A 16423-nucleotide genomic window follows, 5' to 3' on the forward strand; every position below is an offset into this window, starting at 1 on the left:
TGTGAGCACCCGTCGCAGCGTGGCTCGCCAGCCAAAGTGCGAAGGCTGGTGCCCCTGGCCGGACTCGAACCAGCACGTTGTTGCCAACAACAGATTTTGAGTCTGCCGCGTCTACCATTCCGCCACAGGGGCTCCCGAAGCGCGGGGCGCATCATACTGGGCCGGACCGCACCTTCAATCGAAAAGAAGCCCGGCAGCGGCAGGGTCCGCCCACTGCGGCGACAAGGCGCGCGACAGGCGCCGGGCCCCCGTGCTTGAATGGGCCCATGATGGAGCGCATCCCCTCAACCGCGATTCCGTGGATTCTGATCGCCGCCAGCGTCGCGACGCTCGCCGGTGCCTATTTCTTCGAACACGTACTGGGCTACATCCCCTGTTCGCTCTGCTTGCAAGGCCGTGCGCCCCACTATTTCGCCATTGGCGCGGCGCTGATCGCCGGCATCCTGTCGCGGGAGGCCAATATAGGCATCGGCGCGCTGGCCTTCCTGGGCCTTTGCGTTCTGGCCTATGCGGGTGGGGTCGGAATCTCGGCCTATCACATCGGCGTCGAACAGAAATGGTGGGAGGGCCCCGCAGCCTGCGGTTCGGGCGGCCTCGTCGCCGGTTCGCTTGAGGAGCTGCAATCGGCGCTTCAGGGCCGCGTTCATGCGCCGCGCTGCGACGAGGCGGCATGGTCGTTTTTCGGCATTTCGCTGGCGGGCTTCAATCTGCTGATTTCACTCGTCCTCGGCGCGCTGGCGGCGTTGCCGCTCTGGCGGTATTTCCGCGAAAGCCGCGGAGAAGCGTGATGATGTCTCAGGATCGCAAGCCTGACGAAGGAAAGGCCGCACGCGTGTCGGCACAGCCGGGCCACGTGCGCAACGAAGCCATCGAGGAAATGATCCGTGTCGATCATGCCGGCGAATATGGCGCGGTGCGGATTTACCAGGGTCAGCTTGCCATTCTTCGCGCCCTGCCGAACAAGAAGGAGCTGGTGGAAAAGCTCGAGCACATGGCGAAGGATGAGGAAATCCATCTCGCCCGCTTCAACGAAATCGTCAACGAACGCGGCGTCCGCCCGACCGCGTTCGCGCCGGTCTGGCATGTCGCCGGTTTTGCCCTCGGCGCGGCAACGGCTCTGATGGGCGAAAAGGCAGCACATGCCTGCACCGCCGCCGTGGAAGAGGTGATCGACGAGCACTACAAGCACCAGGTCGACCGGCTCGACAGCATGGGCGCGGCCGAAAAACCGTTGCGCGACACGATCGAGAAATTCCGTCTGGAAGAGGTGGAGCATCGCGACCAGGCGATAGCGGCCGGCGCGCGGGAAGCGCCCGCCTATCCGCTGCTCTCCGGCGCCATCAAGGCCGCCTGCCGGCTCGCTATCCGAATCTCCGAAAAGGCCTGAGCCGCCTTACGGCTCCAGCTCGCTGTCCCAATAGAGATAGTCCTGCCAGCTTTCATGCAGATAGTTGGGCGGGAAGGCGCGCCCGTTGCGGTGGAGATCGCCGACCGTCGGCCTGAACGGCGGATGCATCGGGAACATATGCGCGTCCGCCGGCATCTTCCCGCCCTTGCGGAGATTGCAGGGCGCGCAAGCCGTGATGACATTCTCCCACGTCGTCTGCCCGCCGCGCGAGCGCGGAATCACATGATCGAAGGTAAGCTCCTGCCGCGCCGCGCAATACTGGCAGGTGAACCGGTCACGCAGGAAGAGGTTGAATCGCGTGAAGGCAGGGAACCGCGCCGGCTTCACATAGGATTTGAGCGAAACGACGCTCGGCAGCTTCATCTCGAAGCTGGGAGAGCGCACTGCCGTGTCGTAGCAGGAGACGATATTCACCCGGTCGAGAAACACCGCCTTGATCGTGTCTTGCCAAGACCAGAGCGAGAGGGGGTAATAGCTGAGCGGCCTGTAATCCGCGTTCAGCACCAACGCCGGACAACTATCCGGATTCGCAAACGATCCGTGCACACCGTCCTCCTGAAGAGGCGCGCCTTTGCCATGGTCGCTCCCCCTTTATGGCCAGCCTACTATATCCGGCGCGACGACTTTGTGAAGGCACGAGATTTCGTTCGAATCAGCAAGCCGCAGCAGCCCCGAGACGCCCGGCAAAGGCATCGGCAATGAAGCGCCCACCCAGCGTGAGCCCCGCTTCGTCGATGCCGTGACCAAGCCCCGCCGAGACGTGCCATTGCACGGGCAGGCCCGCTTCCCCAAGCGCCTGCACGGCCTGATGCATTCGGGCGACGGGCAGCATGTCGTCGCTGTCGCCATGGACCATAAGGATCGGGGGGCGGCCCTTCATTTCGGCTTTGAGGCGCTCGGGCCCGGCCAATGCCCCCGAATAGCCGACGATGCAAGCCGGCGGGCGGGCGCGGCGCAGGCCGACATGCAGCGACATCATCGTGCCCTGACTGAAACCGACCAGCGCCAGATGGGCGTCGCCGAGCCCGCGCAGCCCCAACTGCGTGTCGATGAAACTGTCGAGAACCGGCGCCGCCATTTCGACACCGCGCAGGATTTCATCGGGATCGAGGCGGCCGATCGGGAACCACTGAAAGCCCATCGGATTGGCGGGACAGGGTTCGGGCGCGTTGGGCGCGACAAAAGCGGCATCGGGCAGCAGCCGCTGCCAATAGGGGGCAAGGCCGATGAGGTCGTTGCCGTCAGATCCATAGCCGTGGCAGAGAATGACGAGCTGGCGCGCGGTGCCGCTGGCAGCCTCGATACTCGGCCCGGTCAGTGTTTTCGGCATTGGCTTCCCCTTCCGCAATGCGCGCCCACGCGATAACAATGCGCTCACCCGAGACTAAAGGGCGGATCGGCCATTTCAATGCGCGAAAACGAGAACCGGACCGACGTGCTGCGCTTTGCGCCGAGCCCGAACGGCTGGCTGCATCTCGGTCATGCCTGTTCGGCGCTCTTTGCATATGAAACAGCGAAGGAACTGCACGGCCGCTTTCTGCTGCGTATCGAGGACATCGATATCGGCCGCTGCCGCCCCGAATACGAAGAGGCGATCTATGAAGACCTCGCCTGGCTCGGCCTCGACTGGGAACGGCCTGTCCGCCGCCAGTCGGAACATTTCGCCGACTATGAATCGGCGCTGAAACGCCTGCGCGATATGGGCCTTGTCTATCCCTGCTTTGCGACGCGCAAGGAAATCACCGAAGCCATCGCCGCAACCGGTATCTCACCGCGCAACTGGCCGGTGGATCCCGACGGCGCGCCGCTCTATCCGGGCATCTACAAGGATCTTGCGCCCACAGAGATGAACCGCCTGATGTGGGAGGGCCGAAGCTACGCCTGGCGGCTCGACACCGAGAAGGCGCTTGCGAAGGCAGAGGAGATCGTCGGCGGACCGCTGATCTTCACCGAGGAAGGCAAAGGCCCGAACGGCGAGACGGGGAGCTGCACAGTCAAGCCGGCACTCTTCGGCGACGTCGTAATCGCGCGCAAGGATGTGCCGACGAGCTATCACCTCGCGGTAACGGTCGACGATGCGATCCAGGGCGTGACGCTGGTCACGCGCGGACAGGATCTCTTTCCCGCGACCTATATCCACCGCATCCTGCAGGTGCTACTCGGCCTGCCCGAACCTCGCTACCGCCATCACCGCCTGATCCGCGACGACGCCGGACGGCGGCTCTCGAAATCGGCCCGCGACATGGGCCTGCGCGAGTTGCGCGCCGCCGGCAAGTCGCCGGCCGACATCCGGCGCATGGTCGGATTTTAACCATCCGCCATCGGCGTGAACTGGCGCGAAATCTGCTTCCTTGACCTCAGACAGCCGGTTCGATCCCGAAAACGGACGAATCCGGCACGTTTGACCCGAGGGAGACCCAAAATTGGCCGCCGCAACCGCATTTGACGTCTCGAAACAACGCATCGACTGGATCGATATGGCCAAGGGCCTGACGATCGTCCTTGTGGTGATGGAACACACGACCGCCGGCGTCGGCGCCGCGCTCGGACAGCTACCCCTCGTTTTTGGCGCGCTGGCGGAATTCGCCAAGCCGTTCCGCATGCCGCTCTTTTTCCTGGTCGCCGGCCTCTTCGCTTACAAAGCGCTTTATGGCGACCTCCGCAAATTCGTCGACGGGAAGATCGTTCACTTCGCTTATTTCTACCTGCTCTGGTCGGTAATCCAGATCGGATTGAAGATCGCGCTGCCCCATGCGAGCGCATGGCAGGTCACCTATGTCGATCTGCTGATGATCCCGATACAGCCCTTCGCCGTGCTCTGGTTCATCTATTCGCTGGCGACCTTCTTCGTTGCCCTGCGGCTTCTGCGCAGCGCGCGGCCCGTCTTCGTGTTCTTCTTTGCGCTGGCGCTCTACTTCGCAAAGATCGAAACCGGCTGGATGCTGATCGACGAATTCGCCTGGCGCTTCATCTGGTTCGTCGCCGGCGTCTACGGCGCGAAACAGATCTTCGAACTGGCCGACTGGGCACGGGAAAAGCCGCTTCACGCGGTCGGTCTCGCTTCCGTCATGCTGGCAAGCGTCGCCGCTGTCGTCTTTTCGCATCTCATCGACATTCGAGCGCTCGAATTGCTGATGGGTCTTGCCGGTGCCGGCAGCGCTGTCGCGCTGGTAAGCGTTCTGGCGTCCGCGAACCTCGGCGCGCCGCTCGCTTATATCGGCCGTCACTCGCTCTATATTTTTCTGGCATTCTTCCTGCCGATGGCGGTCATGCGTGTCGGGCTTGTGCGCCTGGGCGTCGAAAATGGCGACGTCGTGACGCTTCTCACCACCGCTTTTGCCGTGGTCATGCCGATCGTCGCCTACCGCATTGTCGTCAATACACCGCTCGACGTCTTCTTCGTGCGGCCCGACATGTTCCGCCTGACATCGCCCCGCCCGCACAAGCCGCAGATCATGGTAGCGGCCGGGGACTAGGTCGGTGCGAGGAAGAAGCCGAGCAGCACGGTCAAGGTGACGAGACTTGCAGCCGTCGACAGAACGACGGCGCTCGACGCCGCGCCAGGCGCCGCGCCGTAGCGATTGGCGAGGATCGACGAATAGACGCCCGTCGGCATGCCGGCAAGGATCGTCGCCGCCGCGACCCAGAGCGGCTCCAGCCCGAACACGAATTGCGCCAGCACGAAAACGAGCGCCGGATGCGCGACGAGCTTGAAGAAGCTCGTCATTGATGCGGCGCCGATCGAACGCCTGATGCCGTAGCGCGTCAGCATGCCGCCAAGAACGAAAAGCGCGCAGGGAATGGCCGACCGTGCCACCATCTCAAGAGAACTGTCGACAACCGCCGGCAGAGGCACACCGAGTTGACCGTAGATGACGCCGCCCGCAATGCCGATGATGACGGGATTCTTCAAGGTATTGACGAGACCTTCCTTCAGGATCGCGCGAAAACTCGGCTGCGCGTCGCCTTCGTGAACCCGGGTGAGCTCAAGCAGGAAGGTCGCGATGGTGAAAAGAATGATGCCGTGAAAGGCGAGGATCAGAAAAACCGGTGTGCCCGCCGCCGGTCCGAATCCGGTCAGGATGATCGGCAGGCCAAGCATGATCGTATTGCCCTGCCCGCAACCGAACCCCAATATCACCGCATCGGACGGCGGACGGCGCAGCAAGAAGAACGCGACGAACGAACCCAGCGCCCATACGGCCAGCATGGCGCCGTAATAGGAAAGCCAGAGACCCCAGGGCAAGGCCGCCGGGAATTCGGTATGTGCGAGATTGCGGAAGAGCAGCACCGGCATCGCGAAAGTGAAGACATAGGCATCGAGCCCGTCGATGGTGCCCGCGCCGAGAAGCTTCGAACGCACCGCCACATAGCCGAGGCCGATGACACCGAAGATCGGCAGGACGAGACCGAGAGCGACTTCCATGAAGGGGACCGCACGAGAGAAAACCCGCGGCGGAACCTATAGCGGTCCGCTCATGGCGTCAAAGAGAGCGGAAACTACCAGTCGTAAAGACCGGTGAAGCGCTGGAAGCCGGCGGCTTCAGCCCAGTGTTCCCATTGTTCGCGCGCGCGCTTCGTGACCGCCGGGCTGCCGCCGCCTTGTCCGACGCCGAGCATCATCAGCTCGGTGCAGCCTTGATAATAAGGCTCCGGCTTCGGCAGCGAGCCGCCGCGCAACATGCGGGCCTGCTCGGAATCCTCGAACCCGTCGGTGAGCAGGATGACGCGCACATCGCCGGCCGTACAATCGACCTGATGCGACATCGTCTCCATGAATGAAACGATATAGGTCCAGTCCTGTGCCTTGAGCTTTCCCTCGGCGACCAGCTGTGGCAGCGCCGAGACAAGCGCCGAAATGCCTTCGGCAACGGATTCGGGCCGCGAGCGCGCCGAAATGACCTCGTCGACCTTCAACGGGTTGGCGCCTGAATCATAGGCGCCAAACGTCCGCACCATGACGCGCGAGCGCACCGGCAGCTTGTCGATCTCCGACACCATGCGCGCCGCAACGCGGGCGGCATAAGCTTCATCGTCGACCAGCGGATTGCTCCTCGAGAGATCGAGCCCGATGACAACCGTTTGCGGACGCGGCGGCACATCAACAGCACCCGCCTTCGCGGCGAGAAATGGCGCCGAGAGAAAGGCGGCGGCAAGGCTGAGCGCGGCAACGGCCCGCATGGCGCTCATTCGCCCGGCCCACCAACTGGGATGCGGCGCGAGCCGCGCGGCGGCAGAATTTCGCCGAAAGGTTCGCGAACGGCTTCCATCCGCGTCGGTCCTGCCTTCATCGCATTGCGCGAGCGGCGCTCCCACCAATCGTCGAAGAGTTTTTCGTAACGTCCGAGATGACGCGAGTCCTCGCAGGCCTTGATCCGCTCGGCGGAACCAAATCCGTTGGCAAGCGCCTTGTCCTTGCGCAGGCCGAGAAAGCCACGGCCACCGCTGCGAGGCAGCGCTGCGACGCCGTTGCGCCGCGCATCCTCGAGACCCTGCTCGTAAGCGCGGCATTCGCGCATCAGACCCGTCCACAGAAGATGACGCCGGTTCTCGGGTCCTTCCATTTCGGTCAGCGCATGGCGGTTGCTGTCATACTCGGCCTCGAGCGCCGCCAGCCGGTCCATCGCAATGCGACGATGCTTGAAGTCCCGCGCATGGAAGACGCGGCGCAACGCTGCCACCGCATAGTGAATGCAAAGCGCGGCAACGCCTGTAACGACAAGAAACACGATACCGAGCGAGGCAAGCCAGGCGAGCGGCTGCCAGCCGCGCATCTGGTCGACCTCGGAGGCGACCCGCGTCGTTTCCTGCGTCGCCGTCGAGGCGATGCCGAGACCGGCCAGCGCATTGCCGAGCGACGAGCCGACACTGCCGTCGCTTGTCGCGGCGATGCCGTTTGGCAGCGACATCAGCGCCAGCAAAACGCCGACGCCGAGCAGCATGGCAAGCGCCAGCACGAAAACGATACGGACGAAAACGGCCTTGCCGAAGGCACTGAGCTGTTCATAAAGGATATGCGCCGCAACGGTCGCAAACAGCACCTGCATCGACTTGAAGGCAACCGACGAGCCGAGCGCGCCGGGCAATTCGAGGAATTCGTTGGCAAGCGCCCGCGTCCAGAATTCGCTGACGATCGCATAGTCGACGATCAACGCGCCGACGGCGATGAGGCCGATCAGGACAAAGGCGAAGAAATGAAACGAGGCAAAGCGCGCTTCGCGCTCGCTTGCGACATAGTTGCGCGAGATCTTCTCGCGCGTGTCTTCGGGAATAAGGGTCATCGCGCTCATGACTTCGTCCCCCGGCTGAAAAAGCCCTTGCGCTTCGGCACTTCGGCCACGGCGCTTTCAAGCGGCGCGGAAAGGCGCTTGGCGAGTTCGACAACCTCGCGCTCCAGCGTTTCCTGCCGCGCCCGCCGGCGCGCCAGTTCGGCGGCATAGGCCGCGTCGAGTTCTGAAAGCCGGGAAAATACATGAAGCTCGGGAAGCGGCTCGACGGCGCGGCCGTAGTGATAGGCTGTCTGCCCCTTGCCCTGCGCGCCGCCCGGCGCATTCCCCGTATCGAAACCGTCGCTCATCAGCCCGATCCTTTTCTGACACAACCCGCGTTAACACTCTAAAAGTGTAACACCGGTCGAAAGGCAGGCGGAGTCTGCAAAACGAAATCGTCGAGATGAAGGAACGCCCGCCACACCTTAACAAGATGTCCCATTGGAGGACTCCAATGCGGCGGAAACATTATGGGAATATGGCAAGAATGTGATCGGATCGGGCCGGTCAACAGGCTGCCGAGCGGCGTTTTGCGTAGAGTTGATCGCGCTCGGCCTGCAGGCGGTCGAGTTCGGCCTTCTCGGCACTGTTCTCTTCGGCGGCCAGCATGAGCGGTGGAAGTGTGATGGCAGCGACATAGCCGATGGTCTGATTGCTGCGCCGATTGCTCTGGATGACCGCGTCGAGCTCGGCCGTGCGCCTCTGACTTGCGGCGAGCCGCTCGTCGATCGCAGTGCAGGCCGCAAGCCGCTCGGCCTCCTCCATCTGAACAGGCGCTATCGTCTGGGCCGACGGCAGGGATGGCGCCGGCCGCGCGCAACCGACCGCGACAAGCCCGATGGAAAGGATGAGGATGCTAGTCTTCATAGACGACCGCACGTCCCTTGCCATCGAGCGCGCCCCAACTCATCAGCGCGATCCCCACACTGCCGTAACGCACCAGAATGACCGCGTCCGCGCGAAGCTTGTAAGCCTCTTCGCGCAATTTGGCGTCGACATCGGCCCTCGTGGGATCGGCGTTGAAAATCGTCGTCTTGTTGACGTTGACGTTGATATCCCCAAGCACGCGATACTTGCGATCGGTGATGTCGCCTTCCGTGACGAGGATCTGGGCGACCGGCGTCGGCGCGCGCACAGGCGCTGCGGCCGAGGCATTGACCTTCGGGTCGTATCCCGATTTCTGAACATTCGACGTGGACCATGTGCTGCCGCACCCGGCGACGCCGAAACAGACCGCAAGAATCAGAATGCCCCGAGGCAGAATATGCATGGAATCCCCCAACCCCAAAATCCAGACCGCATCATGGGGAACACGGATGGATTCGCAAAGCCAAATCCGCATGGCCGGGGCAGATTCCCTCAGGCCGCCTCTTCCGAGTTGTAGTCCACGAGGCGGACGACATCGGCCATGATGTCGGTGATCTGGAAATCCTTCGGCGTGTAGATGGCGGCAACGCCGGCAGTGCGCAGCGTCGCTTCGTCTTCCGGTGGAATGATGCCGCCGACGACGACCGGAATGTCGGAAAGCCCGGCCTCGCGCATCCGTTTCATCACGTCTTCGACCAGCGGCACATGGGAGCCCGACAGGATCGACAACCCGACGACATGCACGTCGCCCTCCTGTGCGGATTTGACGATCTGCTCGGGCGTCAGGCGGATGCCGTCATAGACGACATCCATGCCGCAATCGCGCGCCCGGACCGCGATCTGCTCGGCGCCGTTGGAATGGCCGTCGAGACCGGGTTTGCCGACAAGGAATTTCAGGCGCCGGCCGAGTTTCGAGGACACCGCATCTACCATCGCGCGAACGGGATCGAGATCGCCCGGCGCATTGCGCGCCGCGCGCGAGACGCCCGTGGGCGCGCGATACTCGCCGAAGATGGTGCGCAGTGCGGTTCCCCATTCGCCGGTAGTGACGCCAGCTTTCGCGCACACAATCGACGGCTCCATGATGTTGCGGCCTTCCTTCGCCGCGCGGCGGAGATCGGCAAGCGCGGCCTCGACCGCCTCATTGTCGCGCGCCGCGCGCCAGGCTTCAAGCGCCGCAACCTGCTCGGCCTCGACATTGGCGTCCACCACGAGGATTGAGCCTGCTCCCGTCGACAGCGGCGACGGCGCCGTTTCGACATAGCGATTGACGCCAACCACGACCTGACGCCCGGCCTCGATTTCCTCAAGGCGCGCCGAATTGGATTCGACGAGGCGTTCCTTCATGTAGGCGCTGTCGACGGCAACGACCGCGCCGCCCATTTCGTCGATCCGCGCCAGCTCCTCCCGCGCTTCCGCCTTCAGCGCCTCGACCTTCGCATCCATCACTTTGGAGCCGTCGAAAATATCGGCATATTCAAGCAGGTCGCTTTCATAGGCGAGGATCTGCTGCGCGCGGAGCGACCATTGCTGATCCCAGGGACGCGGCAGGCCAAGCGCCTCGTTCCACGCCGGCAACTGCACCGCGCGGGCGCGCGCGTTTTTCGACAGCGTAACGGCCAGCATTTCGAGCAGGATACGATAGACGTTGTTTTCCGGCTGCTGCTCGGTGAGACCGAGCGAATTGACCTGAACGCCATAGCGGAAGCGGCGGAGTTTCGCATCCACAACGCCGTAGCGATCGCGGCAAATCTCGTCCCAGAGATCGACAAAGGCGCGCATCTTCGCGATCTCGGTGATGAAGCGCACACCCGCATTGACGAAAAAACTGATGCGGCCGACGACTTGCGGAAAATCCTTTTCCGGCACTTGCCCGCTCGCCTTCAGCCGGTCGAGCACGGCCTGCGCGGTCGCCAGCGCAAAGGCGAGTTCCTGCACCGGCGTCGCGCCCGCTTCCTGCAGGTGATAGGAGCAGACATTGGTCGGGTTCCACTTCGGCACTTCGCGGTAGGTATAGGAAACGACATCGGTGATGAGGCGCATCGATGGCTCGGGCGGAAACACATAAGTGCCGCGCGAGAGATATTCCTTGATGATGTCGTTCTGCACCGTGCCTTGAAGTTTGCTCCGGTCGGCGCCGTGCTCGTCGGCCACCGCGATGTAGAGCGCCAGCAGCCAGGCCGCCGTCGCGTTGATCGTCATGGAGGTGTTCATCTGCTCCATCGGGATGCCCTCGAAGAGGGCCCGCATGTCGCCGATATGCGAAACGGGAACGCCGACCTTGCCGACCTCGCCCTTCGCAAGAATATGATCGCTGTCATAGCCGGTTTGCGTCGGCAGATCGAAAGCGATCGAAAGCCCCGTCTGGCCGCGCGAAAGATTGGTGCGGTAAAGCTCGTTCGAGGCCTTCGCCGTCGAATGCCCGGCATAGGTGCGGAAAATCCAGGGCTGGTCCTTTTTCGGACCGCCTGCGCCGTTTTCACTGCCCTTGCTCATCGCTTGACCTCGCGTCTACCCATCTTTGCCATGCCATTATCACAGGCTTTGCTGCGCTGCAAAAGAGCCAAGGACAGCCTCCACCCGGCAATCGGCGGGACGCGCATGGCAATGGATTTCGCAACCCGTCGCAAAGCGCTACCCTGCACAAATCAAAACTGAAATCACAATGAATGGACGGAATTTATGTCAGACCACGATCAAGACCTGTTTCAGCTCGCCATGTCGGAAAAGGCAAGGCCCCTGATGGCTGCGGTGCAGAAGCACATCGCCGAAAATGTCGAGCCGATCACGGAAGAATTTTTCCGCCTCCAAGACGAAAAGACCGACCGCTGGACCTGGCATCCGCGCCAGCTTGAGCTGCTGGAGGGCGCCAAGAACAAGGCCAAGGAATCGGGCCTGTGGAATTTCTTCCTGCCGGACTCCGAAATCGGCTCCGGCCTCACCAATCTCGACTACGCCTATATCGCCGTCGAACTCGGCAAATCGCCGCTCTCTTCCGAATCTCTCAATTGCAGCGCACCCGACACGGGCAACATGGAAGTGCTGGAGCGCGTCGGCACGCCCGCGCAGAAGAAAAAATGGCTGGAGCCGCTCCTCAACGGCGAAATCCGCTCGGCCTATGCGATGACCGAACCCGATGTCCCGAGCTCCGACGCCAAGAACGTGCGCACCAGCGCCGTGCTCGACGGCGACGAATGGGTCATCAATGGCGAGAAGTTCTACATTTCCGGTGCCGGCGACCCGCGCTGCAAGATCATGATCGTGATGGTGCGCACGAGCCCGGACGCCCCGCCGAGCAAGCAGCAATCGCAGATCCTTGTGCCGATCGACACGCCCGGCGTTGAAATTCTCGAAGGCATGCAGGTCTTCGGCAAGGATCACGCGCCCTGGGGCCACATGCATATCCGCTTCAACAATGTGCGCGTGCCGAAGGAAAACATCCTGCTCGGCGAAGGCCGTGGCTTCGAAATCAGCCAGGTGCGCCTCGGCCCCGGCCGTATCCATCACTGCATGCGCTCGATCGGCAAGGCGGAAAAGGCGCTGGAACTGATGGTGAAGCGCGCCGCCACACGCGAGGCATTCGGCAAGCCGATTGCAAAGCTCGGCGGGAACCTTGAGATCATCTCGCGTGCCCGCATCGAAATCAACGCGATGCGCCTTGCCGTACTTCAGGCCGCGAGGGCGATGGACGTGCTCGGCAACAAGGAAGCCCGCGTCTATGTCAGCGCGGTGAAGGCGATGGTGCCCGAGAAGGTATGCCTCATCATCGATCAGGCAATCCAGATGCACGGTGCCGCCGGCATCTCGCAATGGACGCCACTCGCCGACATGTACACCGACATGCGCCATCTGCGCTTTGCCGACGGTCCCGACGAAGTGCATCACATGGTCGTCGGCCGCGCCGAAGTGCAGAAATACGGCCTCTGGTAAGTTTCGGGTTTGATGAGGTTGTGGCGCTCGCCCAGAAAGCGCGGGGCGATGATGAATTCGGATTGCGCGCCGAATTCGTGCAATTGGCGCGCTCGGCCAAGGGCGTAAAAAGTGTCGACGATTAGTCGAGCCTGACAGTATGAGCCGCTACGCGGGGTGACGTCCCCGCGTGGCGGCTTCTTTCTGGAATCCGCTCCTGCAGGACTTGCACGGCAGGCGGCTTTTCCGTCAGAACGCATCGCTGAGAATGTCGACGATGATGCCCGTCGCAATCGAGACGAGCAGGATGTCGTCGCCCGCGATGAGCCGCTCGTAATCCGCGCGCACCGGGAGCCGCGCGGCGAGATCGCGAGGCAGATAGCGTTTGGCGATACCGGGCGGAAGCGGCTTGCCGCGCGCCAGGTTCTTCGCGATGCCGGGCGGCAGCGGCTTCGCATCGTAAGGGGCCTCCGCAAAATAATCCCGGATGATCCGCGCTTCGTCGGCGCCGAAGGAAATGGACGCATCGATGCCGATCTCGACTTCCGAACCGACGCCTTCCGGGCCGCCTGCCTTGTTGTCTGCCATGCCGCTCTTTGCGAACGCCGCGCCCGCAGGCACGACAAATGCGAGCGAAACCACTACGGCGATGAGATACCAGCGCATTCCTGCCTCCCTTGGACGTGAACACCGGCCAAGAAGGCACCGCCTATGTGGCAGCAATGGGGCCCAGCACCGCGGGAGCATGCGCACGCGAAAGGGAAAGGGCGCCCGGCCGCCCGGACGCCCTTCCCGCTGTGGAATGGATGCTGTTATTCAGCCGCCGCCGTTGCCGTGGCGCCGCCGGCACGCGCGGCGATGCTTTCGATGTGGCGGCGGCGGGCGTCGAATTCGAGCGCGATCGACTCGTCCTCGCGCTGCATCGCCTCGACATTCTGATTGGCGTAGTCGATGACGCCCATTTCCTCGTAACCTTTCCGGATGCGCGGACCCCAGAGGCCGACATCCTTGACGATCGGCACGATACGCTGGAAAAGCGAGTTGCGGAACTTGCCCATGAAGCCGGAATTGTACATGTGCTCGCCGCACTTGACCGGATCGAGGCCGAGATTGCGCCAGACCTCGACGGCGTCGAAACGATCGCGCATCAGGTAGCTCGCTTCGAGCAGGAATTCCTCGCGTTCGTCGCGCTCCTTCTCGGTGAGTTGCGGATAATAGTCGCGCAACGCAAGACGGCCGAAAGCGACGTGACGCGACTCGTCCTGCATCACATAGGCGTTGACGGAAGCCGCCAGCGGGTTCTGCGCGTTGTCACGAATCTGCGCGAAAGCCGCGAGCGCCAGCCCCTCAATCACCACCTGCATGCCGAGATAGGTCATGTCCCAGCGGCTGTCGAGCAAGGTCTGTTCGATCAGATCCTGCAACGGTTTCGTCATCGGATAGGCGAGCTGGAACTTTTCGAGCAGCATCTTGTAGGCCTCGACATGGCGCGCTTCGTCGATCACCTGCGTCGAAGCGTAGAACTTCGAATCCATGTCGGGCACCTGCGTAACGATCTTCGCGGTGCAGATCAGCGCGCCCTGCTCGCCCTGCATGAATTGTGAAATCTGCCAGGCCTGAAAATGCTTGCGCACGTTGGCCTTCTCCTTGCGCGACATTTTCTCGTAAGCGTCCATGCCGCTGATCGGCAGCATTTCTTCCGGCAACTGTTCGGGATTGTCTTCGTCGAGATCCTGAGACCAGTCGATGCGGGTTTTCGCATCCCACTGCATCTCCTTGCCCTTCTGGTAGAGCCCCATCATCGCCGTGCGTTCGGGATCGTAGTTCCAGTTGAACGTCGCGTCGAAATCCTGCGGCACCGACCAGTGACTGCCTTCGAGCTCGATGGCGTATTGCTTGCTGAAACTCATGCGGGCTTCCTCCTCCCAAAAGAACCACTATGCGGAGTATAACTCCGTATTTTGGTTTGCGCTACGTCGAATAAGCCGCAGGATTCCAGCGTTTCCGCCATAAACATCCGATATTGCAGTGCAAAAGTTCCTTGCATCCGCGGCGTCAAATGCCAATGATCCGCGCCGAACCGGCATCGAACGGCGAACGAGGCGTATTATGACGTACACGGATAAAAAGGACATCTACGAGATCGGCGAGATTCCGCCGCTCGGCCATGTGCCGGAGAAGATGTATGCTTGGACGATCCGGCGCGAACGGCACGGACCGCCGCAGCAGGCGATGCAGGTGGAAGCCGTGCCGGTCTGGGAGATCGATTCGAACGAGGTGCTGGTGCTCGTGATGGCGGCGGGCGTCAACTACAATGGCGTCTGGGCCGGTCTCGGCACGCCGATCTCGGTCTTCGACGTGCACAAGCTGCCCTATCACATCGCGGGCTCGGACGCCTCCGGCATCGTCTATGCGGTCGGCGCCAAGGTGAAGCGCTGGAAGGTCGGCGACGAGGTCGTGATCCATTGCAATCAGGACGATGGCGACGACGAGGAATGCAATGGTGGCGACCCGATGTTCTCGCCGTCGCAGCGTATCTGGGGCTACGAAACACCGGACGGTTCCTTCGCGCAATTCTGCCGCGTGCAATCGCAGCAGTTGATGCCGCGCCCGAAACACCTGACCTGGGAAGAGAGCGCCTGCTATACGCTGACGCTGGCGACCGCCTACCGGATGCTGTTCGGCCACGCGCCGCACATCCTCGCGCCCGGCGACAATGTGCTGGTGTGGGGTGCGAGCGGAGGCCTCGGTTCCTTCGCCGTGCAGCTCTGCGCGACGGCGGGTGCCCATGCCATCGGCGTTATCTCGGATGACAGCAAGTACGATTTCGTGATGTCGATGGGCGCCAAGGGCGTCATCAACCGCAAGAACTTCGATTGCTGGGGGCAACTGCCGAAAGTGAATTCGGAAGAGTTCAACGACTTCATGAAGGAAGCGCGCAAGTTCGGCAAGGCGATCTGGGACATCACCGGCAAGGGAATCGATCCCGATATCGTTTTCGAACATCCGGGCGAAGCGACCTTTCCCGTTTCCTGCATGGTGGCCAAACGCGGCGGCATGGTGGTGTTCTGCGCCGGCACCAGCGGTTTCAATCTCACTTTCGATGCGCGTTTCGTCTGGATGCGCCAGAAGCGTATTCAGGGTTCGCATTTCGCACATCTGAAACAGGCGGCCGCCGCCAACCAGCTCGTCATCGATCGCCGCATCGATCCCGGCATGTCGGAAGTCTTTCCGTGGGCGGACATTCCGCTGGCGCATGACAAGATGTGGAAAAACGAGCACCTGCCGGGCAACATGGCGGTGCTGGTGTCGGCCGCGCGGCCGGGCCTCAAGACCTATGAGGATGCGGTCGAAGCGGGCAACAAGGCGGCCTGAACGACAGCGATGTGACAGCGGAATCGGCAGCAGACCCCCCCTCTGTCATCGAACTGTCACAAAACTGTCATAAATGGCTTCGGGCGGAACTTGTCCCCGCCCGGCGCACGACTTGTCCCCGCGTGAGCCCCGGGGATAAACACGGTTTGTCCCCGGTTTGCGCTGCAACAGACGCGACATTTGTCCCCGCTTCGGCTTCGCAAGCGCGGTAGGGCGCGTGCAAAAAAGTAATCTCCGGGGTTTGGCGCGCCGCTTCCTCTCACATGAAGACCAGAATCCCCTGCCCCGCGACATAGAGCCCGATGGCGATGACGAGGACGGCGAATATCCGTGTAAGGAGGGCCTTGCGGGCGGCGAGACGGCGCGCGAACGCGGCGCCCAGCGCCGCGCCGGCGAGACCGCCGATGAGGAGGAGGCCCGCGACGTACCAGTCGACGAGACCGGCCAGCGCGTAGGAGGAGGCGGTGGCAAAGCCGAAGGCCGACACCGACACCAGCGAGGAGCCGACCGCGAAGAGGATCGGCATATTGGTGGCGCCGATGAGGCCGGGGACGATGAGGAAGCCGCCGCCGATGCCGAAGAAGCCCGAGAGAAG

The 16423-nt window shown here is 62.6% G+C and carries 18 protein-coding genes and 1 tRNA gene; 6 read left to right on the plus strand and 13 right to left on the minus strand.

Going from position 1 to position 16423, the window contains the following annotated elements; genetic code table 11:
- Window positions 1-46: 46 nt before the first annotated feature.
- Window positions 47-132, minus strand: a tRNA-Leu gene (locus tag WEB61_RS07480).
- Between the two features lie 134 nt (window positions 133-266).
- Between WEB61_RS07480 and WEB61_RS07485 the strand changes: the two genes are divergently transcribed.
- On the plus strand, window positions 267-788 hold the full coding sequence (locus WEB61_RS07485; RefSeq protein WP_368063706.1) for a disulfide bond formation protein B: 522 nt from the start codon (window positions 267-269) through the stop codon (window positions 786-788).
- Entirely contained in the window at window positions 788-1387 is a 600-nt protein-coding gene (locus tag WEB61_RS07490; protein ID WP_368063707.1) for a demethoxyubiquinone hydroxylase family protein, read from the plus strand. The genes WEB61_RS07485 and WEB61_RS07490 overlap by 1 nt, the downstream gene beginning before the upstream one ends.
- A gap of 6 nt (window positions 1388-1393) precedes the next feature.
- Here the strand turns inward: WEB61_RS07490 and WEB61_RS07495 are convergent, their stop codons facing one another.
- Together WEB61_RS07495 and WEB61_RS07500 are read right to left on the minus strand one after the other, a co-directional pair.
- Window positions 1394-1954, minus strand: a complete 561-nt coding sequence (locus tag WEB61_RS07495) for an HNH endonuclease (RefSeq protein WP_368063708.1) — start codon at window positions 1952-1954, stop codon at window positions 1394-1396.
- A 106-nt stretch (window positions 1955-2060) separates the two neighbouring features.
- Window positions 2061-2738 carry an alpha/beta hydrolase gene (locus WEB61_RS07500; RefSeq protein ID WP_368063709.1) on the minus strand — a complete coding sequence of 226 codons (678 nt, stop codon included), beginning with the start codon at window positions 2736-2738 and terminating at the stop codon, window positions 2061-2063.
- 78 nt (window positions 2739-2816) lie between these two features.
- Here WEB61_RS07500 and gluQRS point away from each other — a divergent pair, with 78 nt between their 5' ends.
- Both gluQRS and WEB61_RS07510 read left to right on the plus strand, forming a co-directional pair.
- Entirely contained in the window at window positions 2817-3719 is a 903-nt protein-coding gene (gene gluQRS, locus WEB61_RS07505) for a tRNA glutamyl-Q(34) synthetase GluQRS (protein WP_368063710.1), read from the plus strand.
- 112 nt (window positions 3720-3831) lie between these two features.
- Entirely contained in the window at window positions 3832-4884 is a 1053-nt protein-coding gene (locus WEB61_RS07510) for an acyltransferase family protein (protein WP_368063711.1), read from the plus strand.
- On the opposite strand, the gene WEB61_RS07515 is transcribed toward WEB61_RS07510, so the two are convergent.
- The 7 genes from WEB61_RS07515 to WEB61_RS07545 form a co-directional block, all read right to left on the minus strand.
- Window positions 4881-5834, minus strand: coding sequence for an AEC family transporter (locus WEB61_RS07515; protein WP_368063712.1), 954 nt, complete (start codon window positions 5832-5834; stop codon window positions 4881-4883). The genes WEB61_RS07510 and WEB61_RS07515 overlap by 4 nt on opposite strands.
- Window positions 5835-5908: 74 nt before the next feature.
- Window positions 5909-6598 (minus strand): hypothetical protein, encoded by a 690-nt coding sequence (locus tag WEB61_RS07520; RefSeq protein ID WP_368063713.1) that lies wholly within the window; start codon window positions 6596-6598, stop codon window positions 5909-5911.
- On the minus strand, window positions 6595-7698 hold the full coding sequence (locus WEB61_RS07525) for a hypothetical protein (RefSeq protein WP_368063714.1): 1104 nt from the start codon (window positions 7696-7698) through the stop codon (window positions 6595-6597). The genes WEB61_RS07520 and WEB61_RS07525 overlap by 4 nt, the downstream gene beginning before the upstream one ends.
- Entirely contained in the window at window positions 7695-7985 is a 291-nt protein-coding gene (locus WEB61_RS07530; RefSeq protein ID WP_368063715.1) for a hypothetical protein, read from the minus strand. Before WEB61_RS07530 ends, WEB61_RS07525 begins: the two co-directional genes overlap by 4 nt.
- Before the next feature lie 199 nt (window positions 7986-8184).
- Window positions 8185-8544, minus strand: a complete 360-nt coding sequence (locus WEB61_RS07535) for a hypothetical protein (RefSeq protein WP_368063716.1) — start codon at window positions 8542-8544, stop codon at window positions 8185-8187.
- Window positions 8534-8947, minus strand: coding sequence for a hypothetical protein (locus WEB61_RS07540; RefSeq protein ID WP_368063717.1), 414 nt, complete (start codon window positions 8945-8947; stop codon window positions 8534-8536). The genes WEB61_RS07535 and WEB61_RS07540 overlap by 11 nt, the downstream gene beginning before the upstream one ends.
- An 89-nt stretch (window positions 8948-9036) precedes the next feature.
- A complete protein-coding gene (locus WEB61_RS07545) occupies window positions 9037-11040 on the minus strand; it encodes a methylmalonyl-CoA mutase family protein (RefSeq protein ID WP_368063718.1) in 2004 nt (667 codons plus the stop codon).
- Between the two features lie 186 nt (window positions 11041-11226).
- On the opposite strand from WEB61_RS07545, the gene WEB61_RS07550 reads away from it, so the two are divergent.
- On the plus strand, window positions 11227-12474 hold the full coding sequence (locus tag WEB61_RS07550; RefSeq protein WP_368063719.1) for an acyl-CoA dehydrogenase family protein: 1248 nt from the start codon (window positions 11227-11229) through the stop codon (window positions 12472-12474).
- A 228-nt stretch (window positions 12475-12702) separates the two neighbouring features.
- Here the strand turns inward: WEB61_RS07550 and WEB61_RS07555 are convergent, their stop codons facing one another.
- Window positions 12703-13119 carry an anti-virulence regulator CigR family protein gene (locus WEB61_RS07555; RefSeq protein WP_368063720.1) on the minus strand — a complete coding sequence of 139 codons (417 nt, stop codon included), beginning with the start codon at window positions 13117-13119 and terminating at the stop codon, window positions 12703-12705.
- Window positions 13120-13265: 146 nt separating this feature from the next.
- Window positions 13266-14363 (minus strand): ferritin-like domain-containing protein, encoded by a 1098-nt coding sequence (locus WEB61_RS07560; protein ID WP_368063721.1) that lies wholly within the window; start codon window positions 14361-14363, stop codon window positions 13266-13268.
- Between the two features lie 199 nt (window positions 14364-14562).
- On the opposite strand from WEB61_RS07560, the gene ccrA reads away from it, so the two are divergent.
- Window positions 14563-15828: a crotonyl-CoA carboxylase/reductase gene (gene ccrA, locus WEB61_RS07565; RefSeq protein WP_368063722.1), complete on the plus strand. Its 1266-nt coding sequence runs from the start codon at window positions 14563-14565 to the stop codon at window positions 15826-15828.
- Window positions 15829-16087: 259 nt separating this feature from the next.
- Here the strand turns inward: ccrA and WEB61_RS07570 are convergent.
- A partial coding sequence (locus tag WEB61_RS07570) for a TSUP family transporter (RefSeq protein WP_368063723.1) occupies window positions 16088-16423 on the minus strand: 336 nt, incomplete at its 5' end.

It is taken from the genome of Parvibaculum sp., from assembly GCF_040882025.1.
Lineage (GTDB): Bacteria > Pseudomonadota > Alphaproteobacteria > Parvibaculales > Parvibaculaceae > Parvibaculum.

Bases quoted from the DNA above. Each gene is read 5' to 3' on its own strand.
- WEB61_RS07485 (WP_368063706.1), top strand. From the start codon at position 267: ATGATGGAGCGCATCCCCTCAACCGCGATTCCGTGGATTCTGATCGCC.
- WEB61_RS07490 (WP_368063707.1), top strand. From the start codon at position 788: ATGATGTCTCAGGATCGCAAGCCTGACGAAGGAAAGGCCGCACGCGTG.
- WEB61_RS07500 (WP_368063709.1), bottom strand. From the start codon at position 2,738: ATGCCGAAAACACTGACCGGGCCGAGTATCGAGGCTGCCAGCGGCACC.
- gluQRS (WP_368063710.1), top strand. From the start codon at position 2,817: ATGCGCGAAAACGAGAACCGGACCGACGTGCTGCGCTTTGCGCCGAGC.
- WEB61_RS07515 (WP_368063712.1), bottom strand. From the start codon at position 5,834: ATGGAAGTCGCTCTCGGTCTCGTCCTGCCGATCTTCGGTGTCATCGGC.
- WEB61_RS07520 (WP_368063713.1), bottom strand. From the start codon at position 6,598: ATGAGCGCCATGCGGGCCGTTGCCGCGCTCAGCCTTGCCGCCGCCTTT.
- WEB61_RS07525 (WP_368063714.1), bottom strand. From the start codon at position 7,698: ATGAGCGCGATGACCCTTATTCCCGAAGACACGCGCGAGAAGATCTCG.
- WEB61_RS07530 (WP_368063715.1), bottom strand. From the start codon at position 7,985: ATGAGCGACGGTTTCGATACGGGGAATGCGCCGGGCGGCGCGCAGGGC.
- WEB61_RS07535 (WP_368063716.1), bottom strand. From the start codon at position 8,544: ATGAAGACTAGCATCCTCATCCTTTCCATCGGGCTTGTCGCGGTCGGT.
- WEB61_RS07540 (WP_368063717.1), bottom strand. From the start codon at position 8,947: ATGCATATTCTGCCTCGGGGCATTCTGATTCTTGCGGTCTGTTTCGGC.
- WEB61_RS07545 (WP_368063718.1), bottom strand. From the start codon at position 11,040: ATGAGCAAGGGCAGTGAAAACGGCGCAGGCGGTCCGAAAAAGGACCAG.
- WEB61_RS07550 (WP_368063719.1), top strand. From the start codon at position 11,227: ATGTCAGACCACGATCAAGACCTGTTTCAGCTCGCCATGTCGGAAAAG.
- WEB61_RS07555 (WP_368063720.1), bottom strand. From the start codon at position 13,119: ATGCGCTGGTATCTCATCGCCGTAGTGGTTTCGCTCGCATTTGTCGTG.
- WEB61_RS07560 (WP_368063721.1), bottom strand. From the start codon at position 14,363: ATGAGTTTCAGCAAGCAATACGCCATCGAGCTCGAAGGCAGTCACTGG.
- ccrA (WP_368063722.1), top strand. From the start codon at position 14,563: ATGACGTACACGGATAAAAAGGACATCTACGAGATCGGCGAGATTCCG.